9 protein-coding genes and 1 pseudogene are annotated in these 15,162 nt (G+C 37.9%); 4 read left to right on the plus strand and 6 right to left on the minus strand.

What is annotated here, in order from left to right; genetic code table 11:
* Window positions 1–631: 631 nt before the first annotated feature.
* From tgt to ssb, 6 genes and pseudogenes are all read right to left on the minus strand, one after another.
* On the minus strand, window positions 632–1,750 hold the full coding sequence (gene tgt, locus ACFIKQ_RS05985; protein WP_375635878.1) for a tRNA guanosine(34) transglycosylase Tgt: 1,119 nt from the start codon (window positions 1,748–1,750) through the stop codon (window positions 632–634).
* 1,446 nt (window positions 1,751–3,196) lie between these two features.
* Window positions 3,197–3,709 carry a peptidylprolyl isomerase gene (locus tag ACFIKQ_RS05990; RefSeq protein WP_015856522.1) on the minus strand — a complete coding sequence of 171 codons (513 nt, stop codon included), beginning with the start codon at window positions 3,707–3,709 and terminating at the stop codon, window positions 3,197–3,199.
* A gap of 18 nt (window positions 3,710–3,727) precedes the next feature.
* Window positions 3,728–4,321, minus strand: a complete 594-nt coding sequence (locus ACFIKQ_RS05995) for a peptidylprolyl isomerase (RefSeq protein ID WP_375656130.1) — start codon at window positions 4,319–4,321, stop codon at window positions 3,728–3,730.
* Window positions 4,311–4,830: pseudogene (gene coaD / locus ACFIKQ_RS06000) on the minus strand (pantetheine-phosphate adenylyltransferase). The gene ACFIKQ_RS05995 and the pseudogene coaD overlap by 11 nt, the downstream one beginning before the upstream one ends.
* A 24-nt stretch (window positions 4,831–4,854) precedes the next feature.
* Complete coding sequence (gene gyrA / locus ACFIKQ_RS06005; RefSeq protein ID WP_375656131.1) at window positions 4,855–7,638, minus strand: DNA gyrase subunit A; 2,784 nt, start codon at window positions 7,636–7,638, stop codon at window positions 4,855–4,857.
* Window positions 7,639–7,866: 228 nt separating this feature from the next.
* On the minus strand, window positions 7,867–8,373 hold the full coding sequence (gene ssb, locus ACFIKQ_RS06010) for a single-stranded DNA-binding protein (protein ID WP_375633841.1): 507 nt from the start codon (window positions 8,371–8,373) through the stop codon (window positions 7,867–7,869).
* A 332-nt stretch (window positions 8,374–8,705) separates the two neighbouring features.
* Here ssb and uvrA point away from each other — a divergent pair, with 332 nt between their 5' ends.
* The 4 genes from uvrA to ACFIKQ_RS06030 all read left to right on the plus strand — a co-directional run bounded on the left by uvrA (window position 8,706) and on the right by ACFIKQ_RS06030 (window position 15,158).
* Window positions 8,706–11,621: an excinuclease ABC subunit UvrA gene (uvrA, locus tag ACFIKQ_RS06015; RefSeq protein WP_375635874.1), complete on the plus strand. Its 2,916-nt coding sequence runs from the start codon at window positions 8,706–8,708 to the stop codon at window positions 11,619–11,621.
* Between the two features lie 1,028 nt (window positions 11,622–12,649).
* Window positions 12,650–12,988 (plus strand): P-II family nitrogen regulator, encoded by a 339-nt coding sequence (locus tag ACFIKQ_RS06020; protein WP_015856528.1) that lies wholly within the window; start codon window positions 12,650–12,652, stop codon window positions 12,986–12,988.
* Between the two features lie 59 nt (window positions 12,989–13,047).
* Window positions 13,048–14,457 carry a type I glutamate--ammonia ligase gene (gene glnA / locus ACFIKQ_RS06025; RefSeq protein WP_015856529.1) on the plus strand — a complete coding sequence of 470 codons (1,410 nt, stop codon included), beginning with the start codon at window positions 13,048–13,050 and terminating at the stop codon, window positions 14,455–14,457.
* 155 nt (window positions 14,458–14,612) lie between these two features.
* Window positions 14,613–15,158, plus strand: a complete 546-nt coding sequence (locus ACFIKQ_RS06030) for a hypothetical protein (RefSeq protein ID WP_375635873.1) — start codon at window positions 14,613–14,615, stop codon at window positions 15,156–15,158.
* Window positions 15,159–15,162 lie beyond the last annotated feature (4 nt).

Raw genomic sequence — 15,162 nt, forward strand, 5'->3', positions numbered from 1 at the left:
AACAGAGCAGAAAACAAATATAATAATTTTTATTTTAATATATTTATCGATATTTTATAAATATGGTAATTATCGTGATTAATGTTTAAATTTTTATGACATAATATATTTTTTTATTTTATATATTAATAATATTATATAAATCTATTGTAAGTAATACTTATATTAAGATATTAAAATAATGAAAACTTAAAATATACAATTATAATATTTAAAATGTTATAATCTTAGCTTAGTTTTCTTTTAATTTTCTAAAATTTATCTATACGGTTGTATATAACCCATTCTTTACCTTTAGTAATAAAAAACACAAATTAGCTCATAAAAATACAATTTTCATACTTCTTTAAGAGTTCGCTAACGCCTCATTAACATTGTTGCTTTAAACAGTCATCAGAAACAGAAATAAACTGTTTTTCTCCGGATCAGGTAGCGCGTACCGGAGTAACAGTTTCTGTTTTATATAGTAATTAGAAAAAGAATATATGCCCTATAAAACCGCACTGCTATATCTTAGGATAGTGGAATTTATAATTTTGGAAGGTGTTTCTAATTTCATATTTTTAGCTAAATTTGTAAGTGCAAGAATAAATTCAATAAAAAAATGAAACGTTATATTACGATTAATATTTTAGCGTCCTTGTGCCCATAGCGCACGAGTTTCAGCGCAAAAATCAGCATAACAGCCTTCTTCAATGGCATCACGAATTCCCTGCATCAGTTGCTGATAATAAAAAAGATTATTCCAAGTCAACAACATACCCCCAAGAGATTCACCAGATTTGATCAAATGATGCAAATAAGCACAACTATAATCATGTGCTGCTGGACAAAGTGACTGCGAATCAAGAGGATGTGGATCTTCTGCATAACGCGCATTACGCAAATTAATTCTACCAAAGCGGGTAAAAGCTAAACCATGACGTCCTGCACGCGTCGGCATAACACAATCAAACATATCAACACCACGAGCAACACTTTGTAAAATATCATCAGGTGTTCCTACTCCCATAAGATAGCGTGGTTTATCCTCTGGTAAAATCGGACAAGTAGTATCCAATACTGCTGTCATAACACTCTGCGGCTCACCAACAGCAAGCCCTCCAATAGCGTAACCTTTTAAATCCATTTCTTTTAATGCTTGAGCAGAACGTTCACGCAGTTTCATATTATCACCACCTTGAACAATCCCAAACAATGCTTTATCTGGCTGATCTCCAAAAGCTGTTTTACAACGCTGCGCCCACCGCAATGAAAGTTCCATAGCTTCTTCCATTTCTTTTTCAGTTGCAGGTAATGCAATACATTGATCTAACTGCATCTGGATATCCGCACCAAGAAGTTCTTGAATTTCGATAGAACGCTCTGGACTCATTTCATAGTAAGCTCCATTAATGTAAGAGCGAAAAATCACACCTTGTTCAGTAATTTTACGGATTCCCGCCAATGACATAACCTGAAAGCCACCAGAATCGGTTAAAATAGGTCCACTCCAGCGTGAAAATTCATGTAATCCTCCCAAACGCGCAACACGTTCAGCTCCTGGACGTAACATTAAATGATAAGTATTCCCTAAAATGATATCTGCACCAAGATCACGTATCTGATCCATATACATAGCCTTAACGGTTCCCGCCGTTCCAACAGGCATAAATGCGGGTGTACGAACACATCCTCGCCCCGTTATAATTTCGCCTCGACGTGCATACCCATCTTGAGCAATTTTTCTATAATGAAATGTCTTTATCATAACTCTCGTCTTTTTGATTCCATCAATGCATATCTCTATAGAAAGAAAAAAGGTATCCCCTTACGAGCATTGTCATAAGCTTTATGAATTAATTTTTGATTCGCTCAATATTGTAACCAGCATAAAAAATTAAACGAGATAAAAGAACATTTCTTGTTAAGAAATCACCATAATAAAGTGATAATCTAGCTCCAGAAAAATAGTAAAATCTTTATAATATCATACCTCAAAATACCTACGCTTAACGCACTAAATCCTTAATAGAACTGCAAAATTATTATCACAATAATCTCATCTTCACATACTTCCATAAGCAGTAACTTTGTACGCATAGAAGAAAAATCTGAACGCATTGTACAGCTTACAATATTCTTTACTTTTACAGATAAAAATTTTTCATCTACTGGGCACGGCGATCCTCACGCTTAATAAAAGCGCAAATGAGCATAATCATTTATCCCCTCACAATATTGAGATAATTCACAAAAAAAATTAACGTGTAATAAAAACACTTAAAAAAACTAAAAATGCTTTTTGTAAAGATTCTCAAATACCAAAAACTCTATCGTAACATTAGAGGCTGAAAAAGCGTATGATGGTACCCGCTCTTGCTCCTTCACAAGCTTTAAAGATGGTAGTGCATAATAGATTTATACTATTATAGCTTTAAAACTATAAACGCCATAAACGTCATTGTGGAAGTGAATGTTGATATGCACTGAGAAATGCTTCTTAAAAAACACGTAAATATGCAACATAAGTATATTCCGTTTGGAACGTTCCTCTATTAAAAAGCGAGAAAAATAAAAGCGTAAGGCTATGCATAACCTTCATTATTTAAATGATATTGCTTTAGATACTTTTTAAAAAAGTAAAGCTGAATTAAAAAGGAGATGGCAAGACTAGCCATTTGTTTCACCTCTGCGCCTTTATATTCTTCTAAGATTAAACTGTCTTCTTGTTTTAAAGATTACACCAATGATATATAATATAAAAGCTGTTTTCCTACCTTGCTAGGAAAACTGGAGCAGCTAGTAAGGCTCTTATCCGTATTAATATGTGTTTCAAACATGCTGCTACATTAGGATTGGATGTTGATTTACAAGCAGCAACAAAAGCACACGCTCTCTCAGGAAAGTAACATCATAAAACCATTAATAGACCGACAATGAATTGAAGAGAAATGCCGAATTTTTTATAAAACACTTTTCCAAACAACAACCATAACACAACAGACTTTGCGTTTTCTTATTCTGACAGGTGTTTGTACAAATCCTTTGCATTATACTCTTCAGGAAGATCCGATTGAAGGAAATATATGGACAATTCTTAGCTCGAAATTATAAAAGGTAAGCGTGATACTACAAAAAAGTTTTGTGTGCCTTTATTGATCAGAAAAGAGTATTTTTTCTTAGAAACTTACAATTGAAATCAGTATAATTTACACTATTTTGCATCCGCAGCAATAACGGCTTTGGTAATTGAATCTGGATCTGCAACAGGTTCACCACGTTTAATTTTATCAACATTTTCCATACCTTCAACAACCTGTCCCCATATGGAATATTGACGATCAAGCCACGGAGCATCTGCAAAACAAATAAAAAACTGAGAATTAGCAGAATTTGGATTCTGACTACGTGCCATAGAAACTGTACCACGCTTATGAGAAAGATTTGAAAACTCTGCTGTTAAATTTGGTTTTTCTGCCCCCCCCATACCCGCACGGGATAAATTGAATTTTTCACTATCCTTCTTTCCAAATTGCACATCCCCAGTTTGCGCCATAAAACCATCAATAACGCGATGGAAAATAACATTATCATAAGCACCTTCACGTACCAGTTCTTTAATACGTGCAACATGACAAGGCGCTAAATCAGCCAAAAGCTCAATAACAACTCTGCCCTTTGTTGTTTCAAGAATTAAAGTATTCTCTGGATTTTTATTCTCAGCCATATGGAAAGCTCCTTTGATTCATTTCTCAACTTGTAAAGTAGCAGCATTAATAACATCAGGATTTTTTACAGATCCATTATTGCTTGTCGTACCTTTTTTTATTTTATCAACAACAGCCATCCCCTTTATAACCTCTCCAACAACCGTATACTGACCATTTAAAAAAGCAGCATCATCAAAACAAATGAAGAATTGAGAATTCGCGGAATCCGGATCTTGTGACCGTGCCATCCCAACAGTACCACGCTTAAACGGCTGCTTTGAAAACTCTGCCGGTATATTGGGATAATTTGAGCCACCCATACCAACGCGTTTCAGATCAAAATCTCTACTGCCTTTTTTTCCAAACTTTACATCACCAGTTTGTGCCATGAAATTAGGAATAACGCGATGAAATACAACATTATTATAGGCCCCCTCTTCTGTTAATCTTTTAATTTGCGCAACATGTTTTGGCGCCAAATCAGGACGCAGACGAATAATAACATCACCATCTTTGAGAGATAAAACAAGAAGGCTTGCATCACTCGCTGGACTAGAATTACCGGCGACAGCGGACAATGAAAAAAAACAAAACACACATAACAAAACAGCAAAAATTCTACGAGACACAATTATTCTCCCCTAAAAGATTGGAATTTCGAGCTCAAAGCTTGTGCAATATTGGGCGGTACAAATGGTGTTACATCACCTCCCATAGAGGCAATTTGGCGTACCAATGTAGAAGTTATTGCACGCCCAGAAACGCTTGCCGGCAAAAAAACAGTTTGCAATTCAGGAGCCATAACGCCATTCATCCCTGCCATTTGCATTTCATAATCAAGATCAGTACCATCACGCAATCCACGAATGAGAAATGAAGCACCAACTTCACGCGCCTTCTCAATTAGAAGGTTGCTAAAGGAAAGAACCTGCAATCGATTAGAATCCGCACCAAAAAAGTCTTTCCCTACCTGCGTAATGAAATCAACACGCTCTTCAAAGCTAAAGAGTGTTTTTTTGTCAGCCTGTATCCCTATAGCGACGACCACCTTATCAGCTAACACAAAACACCCTTTCAAAACATCAAGATGACCATTTGTAAGAGGATCAAAAGAACCTGCGTAAAGAGCAATTTTCATGATTTTACTCCATCCTCTTCAAAATTATTTTTCTTCGCTCATATCAACTGTATCAGAATGCTTCTCACCTTCATCATCTAATGAACTCGTATCATCTTCAGGTTCAGAAATACGTTCAACCGATACGACTCTTTCACCTTTGGCTGTATTAAAAATTGTGACTCCCTTAGTTGAGCGCCCAGCAGTACGAATTCCCTCAACAGGAACACGAATAAGCTGTCCTCCATCTGATACCAACATAATTTGATCTTGCGCCTTCACCGGAAAAGCCGCTACTAATTTACCAATTTCAGCTGTTTTAGATGGATCCGTTGCACGAATCCCTTTTCCGCCACGTCCGGAAATCCGGAACTCATAGGACGAAGAGCGTTTACCATAACCAAACTCACTCACCGTCAAAAGCATTTGTTCACGTGCATGAAGTTCTGTATAACGTTCATCTGTTAACTCTGTTTCAGCACCCCCATCTTCCTCATCAAGAGTTACAATATCTTCAACATCAGCATCTGCACCAGAAGCACGCCGTTCATTCATTACACGTTTAATATAAGCAGAACGCTCAATGGACGTCGCCTCGACATGCTCCAAAATTGTCATCGAAATGACTTTATCGCCTTTAGCTAAATTGATACCACGAACTCCCACAGAATTACGCCCAGCAAAGACACGAACATCAACAACTGGAAAACGGATACATTGTCCATTAGCTGTTGTTAGAACAACATCATCATGTTCTGTACAGGTTTCAACAGAAAGAATTTCATCTTCTTCATCAAGTTTCATTGCAATTTTACCATTACGATTAACTTGAATGAAATCTGATAATTTATTACGACGCACAGTTCCACGTGTCGTCGCAAACATAACATCCAATGCACTCCAGCTCGCTTCATCTTCAGGCAAAGGCATAATCGTTGTAATACGCTCACCTTGTTGTAAGGGAAGCATATTGATCAAAGCCCGCCCACGCGATTGGGGTGTCCCCAGCGGCAATCGCCAAACTTTTTCCTTATAAACAATCCCACGTGATGAAAAGAAAAGAACCGGAGTATGCGTATTAGCAACAAACAATCGCGTTACAAAATCCTCATCCTTCGTGGACATACCAGAACGCCCCTTACCACCACGTCGCTGTGCACGATAGGTATTAAGAGGCACACGTTTAATATAGCCACTATGACTCACCGTTACCACCATATCCTCTGGTGCGATCAGATCTTCACTCTCCATCTCAGCGCTACCAAAACCAAATACGGTACGTCGCGGCGTTGCAAATTCCTCACGAAGAGCACTCAACTCATTCTTAACAATACACATAATGCGTACGCGTGATGCCAAGATATCAAGATAGTCAGCGATATCCACGCCAATTTTATTCAATTCATCAGCGATTTCATCACGCCCAAGGGCTGTCAATCGTTGCAAACGCAATTCTAAAATAGCACGCGCCTGTTCTTCAGAGAGATTATAAGTACCATCCTCATGAATAATATGACGAGGATCATCAATAAGTTTAATCAAAGGCGCGACATCCATTGCTGGCCAGCGTCGCTCCATTAACTGTGCACGTGCTGTCTGCGGATCAGGAGCTTTGCGAATAAGTGCTATAATTTCATCAATATTGGCAACAGCAAGGGCAAGACCAACCAAAACATGTGCTCGCTCACGCGCTTTACGCAAAAGATATTTTGTTCGCCGACTGACAACTTCTTCCCGAAATGAAACAAATGCACGAAGCATATCAAGCAACGTCATCTGTTCGGGTTTTCCCCCATTCAAAGCAACCATATTACAACCAAAGGAAGTTTGTAGCGGCGTATACCGATATAATTGGTTTAAAACAACTTCCGCAACGACATCTTTCTTTAGCTCAATAACAACCCGATATCCATCACGATCAGATTCGTCACGCAAATCAGAGATTCCCTCAATGCGTTTATCGCGCACCAATTCGGCCATTTTCTCAATCATCGTTGCCTTATTAACTTGATAAGGGATCTCACTCACAATAATTGCTTGTCGACCACTGCGAATTTCTTCGATCTCAACTTTAGCACGCATAATGATTGAGCCACGCCCTGTTTCATAAGCTGCACGAACACCAGAATGGCCGAGGATAATGCCTCCTGTAGGAAAATCCGGACCAGGAATAATTTCAATTATTTTATCGAGTGTGATATCGGGATTGTCAATCAAAGCGATACAACCATCAACGACTTCACCAAGATTATGGGGAGGAATATTGGTCGCCATTCCCACAGCAATCCCCCCTGACCCATTAACCAAAAGATTGGGAAAACGCGCTGGTAAGACAACCGGTTCACGCTCACGCCCATCGTAATTATCCTGAAAATCAACAGTATCTTTATCGATATCAGCTAAAAGTTCTTCTGAAACTTTTTCTAAACGACACTCAGTATAGCGCATGGCCGCGGGTGGATCACCATCAACGGAACCAAAATTTCCTTGACCATCAATCAATGGATTTCTTAAAGAAAAGTCCTGCGCCATACGCACTAAAGCATCATAAATTGAAGCATCACCATGGGGATGGAATTTCCCCATAACCTCACCAACAACACCAGCAGATTTACGATATGACTTATTGAAAGAAAGCCCCATCTCATTCATAGCATGAAGGATACGTCGATGAACAGGCTTAAGACCATCACGAACATCAGGGAGTGCACGTGAAACAATCACGCTCATCGCATAATCGAGATAGGAGCGTTGCATTTCATCAATAATACTGATTGGTTCAATACCGGTTAGCACATCACGTTCTGGGTGTGGAGTAAGATCGGTCACAATTTTAAAACTTTCAAAAAAGAATCATTTCACTTTATTTATATCGAAAAATACACCAAAATGCTAATTTCTCCCCCATGACAAAAAAGAAATTTAACAATATTTTTCAATATGTTATTAATTTATGTTAAAATTACCAATAATAATCAACAATTTTCACTTCGCTAAACTTCAAAAATCTGAAACAAACAAATCATAAAGTAATCATAATACGACAAATAAAAACTCTTAAAAAGGTACGTCATCATCTAATTTGTGTGAAAAATTTTCTCCCAATTGATTATTATTTTGACCAAACGTATTTCTCTGATTTGAGTTACTATCGGCAAAGCCACCACTATAACTCCCCCCTTGACTTGCTCCTTGCTCCCCGCCCGCGGCTCCCCGCCCATCAAGCATTTGTAATTCGCCACGGTACTTTTGCAAAACAACCTCTGTTGTATAACGGTCATTTCCATTTTGATCTTGCCATTTTCGTGTCTGTAACTGCCCCTCAATGTAAATTTTGCTGCCTTTTTTTAAATATTGCTCTGCAACTTTGACAAGGTTTTCATTAAAAATAACAATATTATGCCACTCAGTGCGTTCTTTTCGCTCATTTGTATTCCGATCACGCCAACTTTCTGAAGTAGCAATACGCAAATTTGCCACTTGGTCACCAGAATTCAAACGGCGGATTTCAGGATCCGCACCAAGATTACCAATCAAAATAACTTTATTAAGGCTACCAGCCATCGCATAAACTCCAAAATTTTAATTCGTAAAATACTCTGTTTTATAACAGTTATAACCATCTCGACCTTCAATTTACATGTCTGCAATTGACCTTCAATATGGATATTGCTATCCTTTCCCAATATTGTATCCGTGTAATTATAACAAAAGATGATAAAGACGCATAGTTTATTCCACCACGAGAGAATAAAAAGCTGCTTATTTGTATTTTTCTTTTCACAAAACTTATACCTTCCTTTAACATTAAAGCAGTTAAACACATTGTAATTCTAAAAAACAGTTTTATTCCATTTTAGGCGCTCAGTTTTTGTCACATATGCCAAGGATAAAATATGACTTATCAAAAATATATCTCCATTCGCGGTGCACGTGAGCATAACCTTAAAAATATTGATCTCGATCTGCCTCGTGACAAACTTATTGTTATAACAGGACTTTCCGGATCAGGAAAATCATCCTTAGCTTTTGATACAATTTACGCTGAAGGACAACGCCGCTATGTCGAAAGCCTTTCAGCCTATGCACGCCAATTTTTGGAAGTCATGCAAAAACCCGATGTAGACCGCATAGACGGTCTCTCTCCAGCTATCTCCATTGAACAAAAAACAACCAGTCGCAATCCTCGTTCAACGGTAGGTACCGTTACTGAAATCCACGACTACATGCGTCTTCTCTTTGCACGTATTGGTATTCCTCATTCTCCAGCGACAGGACTTCCTATTGAAAGCCAGACCGTAAGCCAAATGGTGGATCAAATTATGTCCTTACCAGAAGGAACACGAATTTTTATTATGGCACCCTTGGTGCGAGGACGAAAGGGAGAATATAAAAAAGAGCTAATAGAACTTTTAAAAAGAGGATTTCAACGAGCTAAAGTTGATGGCGAATTTTATGAAATCCCTGACATTCCACCTCTTGATAAAAAGTATAAACATGACATAGATGTCGTGGTAGACCGCATTGTTGTACAAAAGGATATCACCTCTCGCTTGGCTGATAGTATAGAAACCTGTTTACAACTAGCAAATGGACTTGCCATAGCTGAAATGGCAGACCAACCTTTGACACAAAAAGAAACGACAAAAGAATCTGCTCATAAATCAAAAAATGATACACACAAACGGCTCATTTTCTCAGAAAAGTTTTCCTGCCCTATATCTGGTTTTTCTATTCCTGAAATTGAACCTCGCCTTTTTTCGTTCAATAATCCTTTTGGGGCCTGTCCTCTCTGCGATGGATTGGGTATCAAAAAGGCAGTGGATCCACTAAAAATTGTGCCAAATAAAAATCTTACCCTAAAGAATGGAGCTATTGCTCCTTGGGCTAAATCGGATTCACTTTATTATAGACAAACCTTAGAAGCATTAGGAAAAGCTTACGGTTTCAAACTCACAGATCAATGGTGTGAACTCTCTAATGAAGCACAACAGGCTATTCTCTACGGTACAAAAAAAGATGAAATTTCTTTTATCTATAAAAATAATTCTGGTTCGCATAAAACGACCCAACCTTTTGAAGGAATCATCCCCAATATGGAGAGACGCTGGAAAGAAACCGATTCTGCTTGGTCTCGAGAAGAAATCGAACGTTATATGTCTTCTTCGCCTTGCCCAGCTTGTCATGGTTATCGTTTAAAACCAGAGGCACTTGCTGTAAAAATCCACGGAATGCATATTGGGCAAATATCAGATCTTTCTATTCTAAAGGCAGATGATTGGTTTGCCAATATTCATCAATATCTCACAGAAAAACAACGTAATATCGCCATACGTATTTTAAAAGAAATTCGCGAACGCTTAGCTTTTTTAAATCATGTAGGATTGGAATATCTTACCTTGTCTCGAAATTCAGGAACGCTTTCAGGTGGAGAAAGCCAACGCATTCGGTTAGCATCCCAAATTGGTTCTGGTCTTACAGGCGTTCTTTATATTTTAGATGAACCATCTATCGGTTTACACCAACGCGATAATGAACGCCTTTTGGAAATGCTGCGTCATTTACGCAATCTTGGCAATACAGTTATTGTTGTTGAACATGATGAAGATGCTATTCTCACAGCAGATTATGTTGTCGATATGGGCCCTGCCGCGGGCGTTCATGGTGGAGAAATCATAGCGCAAGGGACACCACAGGAAATTATAGAAAATTCAGCCTCTCTCACAGGGCAATACCTTTCAGGAAAAATGGCTGTTAAAATACCCGCTGAGCGACGCAAAATATCAAAAATGAAAACACTTAAAATCATCGGCGCCAAGGGAAATAACCTCAAAAATATCAATGCGAACATCCCTCTTGGAACCTTCACATGCGTAACCGGTGTTTCTGGAGGAGGAAAATCAACATTTCTTATTGAAACGCTTTTCAAAGCAGCTTCACATCATATCATGGGCTCTCATCACAGCCCTGCCAGCTATGACAAAATTGAAGGATTAGAATTTCTTGATAAAGTCATTGATATCAACCAGTCCCCCATTGGACGCACCCCACGCTCTAATCCCGCAACCTATACAGGCGCTTTTACACCGATTCGTGAGTGGTTTGCCGATCTTCCAGAATCAAAAGCCCGTGGTTATAAAGCTGGGCGTTTTTCATTTAATGTTAAAGGAGGACGTTGCGAAGCATGTCAAGGTGATGGAGTCATAAAAATTGAAATGCACTTTTTACCCGATGTCTATGTTACTTGCGATGTCTGTAAAGGAAAACGCTATAATCGAGAAACACTAGAAATAAAATTCAAAGGACAGTCTATAGCCGATATTTTGGATATGACAATTGAAAAGGCAGAGGAATTTTTCCAAGCTATTCCCGCTATTCATAATAAAATGGAAACTCTCATTAAAGTAGGATTAGGTTACATAAAAGTAGGACAGCAAGCAACCACACTTTCTGGTGGGGAAGCACAACGTGTGAAACTTGCGAAAGAACTTTCACGTAAAACAACAGGACGTACACTCTATATTTTGGATGAACCAACAACAGGTTTACATTTTCACGATATTTCCAAACTTCTTGAAGTGCTGCATGAACTAGTCGAGCAAGGCAACACAGTTATAGTCATTGAACATAACCTTGATGTTATAAAGACAGCCGACTGGATTATTGATTTAGGACCAGAAGGTGGAGATCGTGGTGGCGAAATTGTTGCAATTGGACGCCCTGAAGACATCATTAAGGTTCCCGCTTCCTATACTGGAAAATTTCTAAAAGATGTTTTACTGCGCCCCTCTCTCTATAATTCCAATTCTTAAAAACGCTTTCCATTGTAAATACAGCATACGAACAAAGCCTGTACTTTTATTGTTACCTGTAAACACCAACACCTAAATTCCAGTGGTGCAACATGTTTAAAGCAAAGACTGAAACAAGTTAGCGCTTTATAAGCTGTTTCAGTTTTCGTATTGCCCATAGGAACGCGCGCATAATTGCGTATTTATTCTCTGTTTTTTTATATCTGAAACGGCCAAACAGCCCAATTTGGAAAGAATACGAAGTTTTAAGGGGATAAATTAAGTTCCTATCTTTACATCTCCTTTTAATTTATCTTTACGATTTTCAAAGGCATCCGCAGCAGTATCTTATAATAAAGAGTGCCCATTGCTTCACGCTTTTGTTTATCGCGTTCCTTAATGGAATCACATTCCTCACGAAGAGACAAAACGCCCCAAACAAAATATATTTGCGTTGCCAATTCACACATCTGTTTTAAAGAAATATTTCTCAACGCTCTCAAGCCCATTTCACGACGGCACCTAATGCTATAATGAGAAATCCATTATTGTACACCACCATCTTTTCCAATATTTGTCTTCCCCTACTCCCTAATATTGTAAAACCTTTAGTTATCGAAAGCTTTCATAAAAAGCATTTTATTTTTTTCAAATATTTTTATCCACACACTCGTACTATTCATGATATACAAAGGCATCGTTTTGATTGATTGACGATAAAAAGATCTAAAATGAGAAAATCTTACGCTATTAGAGTTTCTCATTCAGTGTAGAAAACGTCGAATTATCATTATAAGTCAACGTATTATCTAACAAAAAAGAAACAAAACTTTTTTATTATATTATTTTAATTCTTGTACAAGAATTGTAAGATTTTTTCCAAAAAAACAGTATTTGACTTTATTCTACAAAAGAAACTCTCCTAAAAGAGTATAGAGTGTCATTATTTTCGACTTTTTGTGCACAAAGTATCTGTTGGACATCTTACAGTTGTCAATATAATGTGATGCAGTCTAAAAAGACAAAATAACGTTGGAGATAATTTCAGCATGAAAAAAATTGAAGCCATTATAAAACCTTTCAAACTTGATGAAGTGAAAGAAGCGCTTCAAAAAATTGGGTTACATGGTATTACAGTAACAGAAGCGAAAGGTTTTGGTCGTCAAAGGGAACATACAGAACTTTATCGTGGCACGAAATATGTTGTTGACTTTCTACCTAAAGTAAAGATTGAAATTGTTGTGTCCGATGAAAAACTAGAACAAACTGTTGATGCAATACGTAAAGCAGCTCAAACAAAACATATAGGAGATGGAAAGATATTTGTCTTTTCCATTGATGATGCCATTCGTATAGGCACGGACGAAACCGGTATCGATGCCCTTTAATAAATAACGAGAAAATTCACTTTTTTATCTATCTCAACGCCATATTAAGGAAATTGAATATGACAACCGCATCAGATATTATCAAACAGATTACAGACAACGAAATCCGTTTTGTTGATTTACGTTTTACTGATCCACGAGGAAAATTGCATCACATTACAATGGATATCGCAGAGATCAGCGAAGATACTTTTAGTGATGGTGTCATGTTTGATGGTTCTTCAATTGCTGGTTGGAAAACAATTAATGAATCTGACATGGTTTTAATGCCAGATCCAGAAACAGCACATATTGATCCTTTTTTTGCTCAATCTACTTTGGTCATATTTTGTAATGTACTTGATCCTGTCTCTGGTGAATTTTATCGTAGAGATCCTCGTTCTATTGCCAAAAGGGCTGAGGTTTATATGAAATCTTTAGGCATTGGAGATACAATCAATGTAGGTCCAGAAGCAGAGTTTTTTATCTTTGATGATGTGCGCTATAAAACGGATCCTTACAATACAGGGTTTAAACTCGATTCAAGTGAACTTCCCTCCAATGATGATACGGAATATGAAACAGGCAATCTAGGACATCGCCCACGAATAAAGGGGGGCTACCTTCCTGTTCCGCCGATTGATTCCTGCCAAGATATGCGTTCTGAAATGCTCACAGCACTCAAAGATATGGGCGTACAGGTCGAAAAACACCATCACGAAGTAGCAGCAGGCCAACATGAATTGGGTATTCGTTTTGATACACTCGTTCGCGAGGCTGACAAGATGCAAATTTTTAAATATGTTGTACATCAAATAGCAAACAGTTATGGGAAAACAGCAACCTTCATGCCAAAACCAGTTTTTGGTGATAACGGCTCTGGAATGCATGTTCACATCTCCATTTGGAAAGATGGCAAACCCATTTTTGCAGGAAATGAATATGCCGGACTATCAGAAACCTGTTTATTTTTTATCGGTGGTGTTATTAAGCACGCAAAAGCAATCAATGCTTTTACCAACCCATCCACAAACTCCTATAAACGTTTGGTTCCTGGTTATGAAGCCCCTGTTCTTCTTGCCTATTCAGCACGTAATCGTTCTGCATCTTGCCGTATCCCAATGAGCTCCTCACCAAATTCAAAACGCGTAGAAGTTCGTTTTCCAGACCCAACAGCAAATCCCTATTTGGCATTTGCAGCACTTTTAATGGCTGGTCTTGATGGCATCAAAAACAAAATTCATCCCGGACATGCTATGGATAAAGATCTTTATGATCTTCCCTTAAAAGAACTCAAAGAAATCCCTACTGTTTCAGGAAGTCTGCGTGAAGCGCTTGAAGCACTTGACAAAGATCGTGGCTTTCTTAAAGCTGGCGACGTTTTTGATGATGATCAGATTAATTCCTTCATTCAAGTAAAGATGCAAGAAGTCTTGCGCTACGAAACAACACCCCATCCTGTTGAATTTGACATGTACTATTCTGTTTAAACAATCAATACGCATTCTTTTGATTTTTAAAATGGAGGCAAAAGCCTCCATTTTTGTGGATATTCTTCTCATGCAAAAGCGCAAGAGGCTTTTTGCTCATCTGCTTTTCCTTTATAATGTGTTGAATCTCTTCAAATGAATTAACAAGGTTTCTAATGCCGCGAATTTGTTTTCTCGTTCCCCTTCTTTTATGCATTGTCTTTATCACATCAACAACTCAAGCATATACAATAACCAATCAAAAACTCACTGCCCTTGAAAAAGCGACATCCGCTTATAGTAAAGCACTTAAAAATGCCGATGCAAATGCCATCTTAAATGCTATTCCTCCCCAAATCATCAACCGTTTAACCGCCAAAAAAAATCTTAGTCAATCACAATTTCGACAAATCATGAAAAGCCAAATAGAACGGTTGGCAGAAAGTTACAAGATTGAAACGATCAACATTGACCAAAAACAAAAACGTGAAGGTACACTTGATAATGGCACCCCTTATTTTGTTATACCCGTGGAACTTGTAACCACAACAAATGCTGGAAAAAAGTGCTCTATTCACACTGAAATTATTGCCCTACTTCACGATAACCAATGGTATTTTATCCGCGGTAATGACGAAACGCTCTTAAACATAACCAATGAACTATTTCCTGGACTTGAAAAAGTAAAAATCAATCCTCAAAAAGTCACAAAAATACTCTGAGCGA

It is taken from the genome of Bartonella sp. MR63HLJHH (assembly GCF_042194155.1).
Taxonomy (GTDB): Bacteria; Pseudomonadota; Alphaproteobacteria; order Rhizobiales; family Rhizobiaceae; genus Bartonella; species Bartonella grahamii.

Bases quoted from the DNA above. Each gene is read 5' to 3' on its own strand.
- tgt (WP_375635878.1), bottom strand. From the start codon at position 1,750: ATGATAAAGACATTTCATTATAGAAAAATTGCTCAAGATGGGTATGCA.
- ACFIKQ_RS05990 (WP_015856522.1), bottom strand. From the start codon at position 3,709: ATGGCTGAGAATAAAAATCCAGAGAATACTTTAATTCTTGAAACAACA.
- ACFIKQ_RS06030 (WP_375635873.1), top strand. From the start codon at position 14,613: ATGCCGCGAATTTGTTTTCTCGTTCCCCTTCTTTTATGCATTGTCTTT.
- ssb (WP_375633841.1), bottom strand. From the start codon at position 8,373: ATGGCTGGTAGCCTTAATAAAGTTATTTTGATTGGTAATCTTGGTGCG.
- uvrA (WP_375635874.1), top strand. From the start codon at position 8,706: ATGACTTATCAAAAATATATCTCCATTCGCGGTGCACGTGAGCATAAC.
- ACFIKQ_RS06020 (WP_015856528.1), top strand. From the start codon at position 12,650: ATGAAAAAAATTGAAGCCATTATAAAACCTTTCAAACTTGATGAAGTG.
- glnA (WP_015856529.1), top strand. From the start codon at position 13,048: ATGACAACCGCATCAGATATTATCAAACAGATTACAGACAACGAAATC.